We start from the raw sequence: 234 nt of genomic DNA on the forward strand, positions 1-234 counted from the left end.
CCACCTTCCTCACCCTATACTTCACATACACCTCAACCTTCTCCCCCCTCCACACCCCCCTATCCACCTTCACCTTCCCATCATCCTCATTCACAAACCCCACATATTCCACCTCAATATCACCATCTTCCCCATTCCACCTATCCACCACTTCCTCTCCACCATTCTCACCCCCCACCCCCCCCCACATCCTCACCTTCACTTTTCCCCCTCCCCCTCCACCTCCCTTATCTC

Annotated in this window: 1 pseudogene; it reads right to left on the reverse strand. The window is 55.1% G+C overall.

The features are described from left to right. A pseudogene (locus FS628_RS33530) lies at positions 1 to 202 on the reverse strand (ABC transporter substrate-binding protein); the annotation flags it as partial. Positions 203 to 234: the final 32 nt, after the last annotated feature.

The organism is Paenibacillus xylanexedens (assembly GCF_007676705.1).
Classification (GTDB): domain Bacteria; phylum Bacillota; class Bacilli; order Paenibacillales; family Paenibacillaceae; genus Paenibacillus; species Paenibacillus xylanexedens_C.